Raw genomic sequence first — 3375 nt, 5'->3', positions numbered from 1 at the left:
CTTCGTGCCCGTTTAGGGTCTCGCCTATCGACTCACTCCGGCCAGTGAGGAATTACCCCCACTTTTGGATATGACGCCCCTTACCCGAGCGCCAGTGGGACTTGAACCCACCCGATCTGAACGCTGCCCAGCACACACTACCTGTCTTCGGACGCGACTATTTCGGCGTCCGATACAGCGGTGGGTACGGATGCGGTGGGTAGCCTTTCCGCTCCGGGCGCGAGCGCGGAGTCGATCCGGCTGACGGCGCCGTCGAGCGCCGGGACGTACTACTACGGCGCCTGCGTGGACACCGTGACCGGGGAATCGGACACGGCCAACAACTGCTCCAGCGCGGTGCGCGTCACCGTAGGCAGACAAGGCGGCGGAAACACCTTTGGGGTTGGTGACACACTTCCAGGTGTCCCAGCTGCTGGTCGGCTATTCCCTGTTGGCGACTGGGCGACGGCTTGGCCTGGTGTGGAGTTCTCCGGCACGTTGGATAACTCAGTCACAAATTTGATCTTCGATGACGGCGAATACATCCAGCTACGGAACGGAACCAGATACTCTTGTCGAGCTTCTGGCGGGTGCCGAGTCAGAAATGGGGTCGTCTCCCGAGGCACCATCGTGCGTAGTCGCGGAACGCCGCCGGCTACGGCGCCGGACCTGACGGTCGGGTCGCCTTCGGTAAACGACAGCAGTCCGGATGCGGGCGCGTCGTTCACGTTGCGCGCGACGGTTCGCAACGGGGGCGACGGGCGGTCGGCAGCGACGACGCTGCGCTACTACCGGTCCTCGAACGCGACGATCTCCACGTCGGATACGGAGGTGGGCAGGGACTCGGTTAGCGGTCTCGCGGCTTCGGGTACGAGCGCGGAGTCGATCCGTCTGACGGCGCCGTCGAGGGCCGGCACATACTATTACGGCGCCTGCGTCGAAACGGTGTCCGGAGAGTCCGATACGACGAACAACTGCTCCAGCGCGGTGCGCGTCACGGTGAGCAGCAGTGTGGTCGGTGGTGGAGCTTGCACGGCCGGGCTGGTCGTGAACCCGGGCGAAAGCTGTACGTACAAAGGCCATACCTTCTCCGTCAGCTCTTCCGGGCAAGGGTCCATCGCGTTTTTCCGTGCGGGCAGCAGCATCAGAAACTCGGGTACGATAAATGGCGTGAGGTGGGACTTCCATGCCAGCAAAAACAGTGGGAGCAACAGTTGGACGATTCATCGAGCGAATTGAGCGTCGAGTTGCAAACTGGCAGCGCTTCAGGCTCGCGCGCTGTTCGCTGAGGAACAGGCGGAGGAAGGGGTCAAGATTGGATTCAGCGTCCGGCGTTGCTATGGATTTAAAACGTGTCCCGAAAGTGCGACAGGTTTGAGGTTCGGAACGCTGAAGCACACGACCGGATGCCGTCTGCGAGAGCGGGGAGGGCGTTGCCGGCGCGGGAAGGACCGGTGCATGAGGGAATCCGGGACGGCTTTAGACGCGCAAGTCGCGTTGCCGACACGGCCCGTCGGCGTTTCGGGCGGGCGAAATCGGGCGTACTGCCTCAGTTTAACTTTGCGGGGTTTCTCTCCCTGACGGTAGCCTCCTGGACAAGGAAGTGTCGCATGGCAAGGGTTCGGATAGAGGGGAATACGATCGTGCTGCAGGACGCCGGCCGCCACGGGGTGGTCGACGTCAACGGCGGGCTTTAGCTCCTGGACGTTCCTGGCGGCAAGAGCCTGTGGAACGAGGGCCGCCACATCGGCCTTCGCGACAAGAAGATCTTCAACTACGTCGGTCAAGCCCTCCACAATCCCATAGAGGGTTCCATGAAAGACCTTGAGTTTGAAGTGTTCCGGACTGCCTTCATCGAGAAGGACCGGGAGATTGAGCGTCTGGAGAAAGTGGTAGGAAAGTGGCAGATCTCCAGTAACGGCTCATGGCGCTTTCCACAGTGGGTGGTCGCGCAATCCCGGCGAGCGAGTGGGTATCGCGGATCACGTCGAGGTAGCGTTCAACCCGCCGGTGCGGATGAATGACTTGGGCGTGGCGTTTGGCGGGAGCGTCACGGGGAAATGGTCGCGTTCCCTCGAACATCAAAGGGGATCTAACAAGGAGGATCACCGTGACGAAGTTTGCGGTTCTGGTGTGTATTTCTTTGATGCTGGGTTGCGCCCAGCCGTGGTGTTCTTCTGGCCGGCGTTGCTGATGACATACGCGAATGTGGAAGAGGCGGTGGAGGCCGCACAAGACCGCCAGAAACGCCTTCAGCAAATGGCAGCGGACCAGGGCTGCAAGATCTGAAGTGGGCGCCTTGACGGCGTCGCCAAATGCTCCGCAACGCCGGCAACGGGGATTCCAGCCTGGTCCTTCCCGGGACTCGGCGGCGTCTCGGGGGAAGGACTGTCGACCGGATGGCGGCGCGCGCCCGAGGGAGTAGAGTCAGATGCACAAAACACTATTCGCGGTTTCGGTAGTCACCCTGTTGGTCGCGGGATACGAAACCGCCCCGGGGAAGACCGGGGCGGCATCCGACGACGTTGCTATCGAGACGGCGCGGGTGCCGAAGACTATGACCGTCGTGTCCGACGGCTGGAAGATCCAATGGGACCGATCGAGAGGCGTGGCGCAACACCTGGAACCGCCCGCGGACCGGGTCGTCCTGTATGAACAACCCAAGGCGCATAAGGACTGCGAGTACAACGAAGTCAGGGGGCGCGTGCTTTCGGTTGTTGGATCGCTGGTGTCGGTCCGGACCGCTTACGGCTGGTACTGCGGAGGCGCGCATCCGGGCCATTTGGTGAGCTTTGCCGCGATCGACCTCCGCACCGGCACCCGCGCCGATATCCGGCAGCTGGTGCCTGACGCAGTCATAACGACGGCCCTGAAACAGGACGACCTCGTGCGCGCGGCCCTCGGCGGATTCGATCCGTTCGATCTGGACAGTCTCGTCGAACGGGCCGACGGAGGGTGCGAGGTGAGCTACCGATCCCTGCCCACCTCGTTCGCCATTTACAATTTCCGCGACGGCAAGGCGACTGTGAGATTCGGTCTCTCCCACGCCTGCGAATTCGCGCGGGGCGCGCTTACCGAGATCGAGATCGAAGTCCCCGCTCCTCAAGGGCTGAAATTGGAGCGGGCGAGTTTCAAGGGGCTCCTAACAGGCCGTGGAAAAACGCCTAGATTTGAGCGTTTGTGAGTGATTCGATGGAAAACCCGGCTTCAGGGCATCGAGATAGACTTGTTTCACCGGCCATTTCAGGCCAGCGGGCGCGGCGCAGACGCACTGAGGCCATGGACGCATGCTCAACCCCCGACTCCCAAGGTGCGCAGTCGTACCAGGTTGTAGGCGGCGAAGGTGAGGGTGAACTGGAAGTCGACCTTGGCCAGGCCCCGATGCTTGAGTTTGCG

General features: G+C 62.1%; 3 protein-coding genes. 2 read left to right on the top strand and 1 reads right to left on the bottom strand.

Annotated features, from left to right (window positions below; genetic code table 11):
* Positions 1–902: 902 nt before the first annotated feature.
* A complete protein-coding gene (locus tag OXF11_09565) occupies positions 903–1124 on the bottom strand; it encodes a hypothetical protein (protein MCY4487347.1) in 222 nt (73 codons plus the stop codon).
* A gap of 823 nt (positions 1125–1947) precedes the next feature.
* Here OXF11_09565 and OXF11_09560 point away from each other — a divergent pair.
* Together OXF11_09560 and OXF11_09555 are read left to right on the top strand one after the other, a co-directional pair.
* Positions 1948–2268 (top strand): hypothetical protein, encoded by a 321-nt coding sequence (locus tag OXF11_09560; protein MCY4487346.1) that lies wholly within the window; start codon positions 1948–1950, stop codon positions 2266–2268.
* Between the two features lie 142 nt (positions 2269–2410).
* Positions 2411–3163: a hypothetical protein gene (locus OXF11_09555; GenBank protein ID MCY4487345.1), complete on the top strand. Its 753-nt coding sequence runs from the start codon at positions 2411–2413 to the stop codon at positions 3161–3163.
* The last annotated feature ends 212 nt before the right edge of the window (positions 3164–3375 follow it).

The organism is Deltaproteobacteria bacterium, from assembly GCA_026712905.1.
Classification (GTDB): Bacteria; Desulfobacterota; Binatia; order UBA9968; family JAJDTQ01; genus JAJDTQ01.
Note: the sequence above shows the minus strand (reverse complement) of the source record. Positions and strands in the feature narration are given on the sequence as shown.

What these genes read in the sequence shown, in the direction of transcription:
- OXF11_09555 (MCY4487345.1), top strand. Translation starts at nt 2,411, where the DNA reads ATGCACAAAACACTATTCGCGGTTTCGGTAGTCACCCTGTTGGTCGCG.
- OXF11_09565 (MCY4487347.1), bottom strand. Translation starts at nt 1,124, where the DNA reads ATGCTGCTGCCCGCACGGAAAAACGCGATGGACCCTTGCCCGGAAGAG.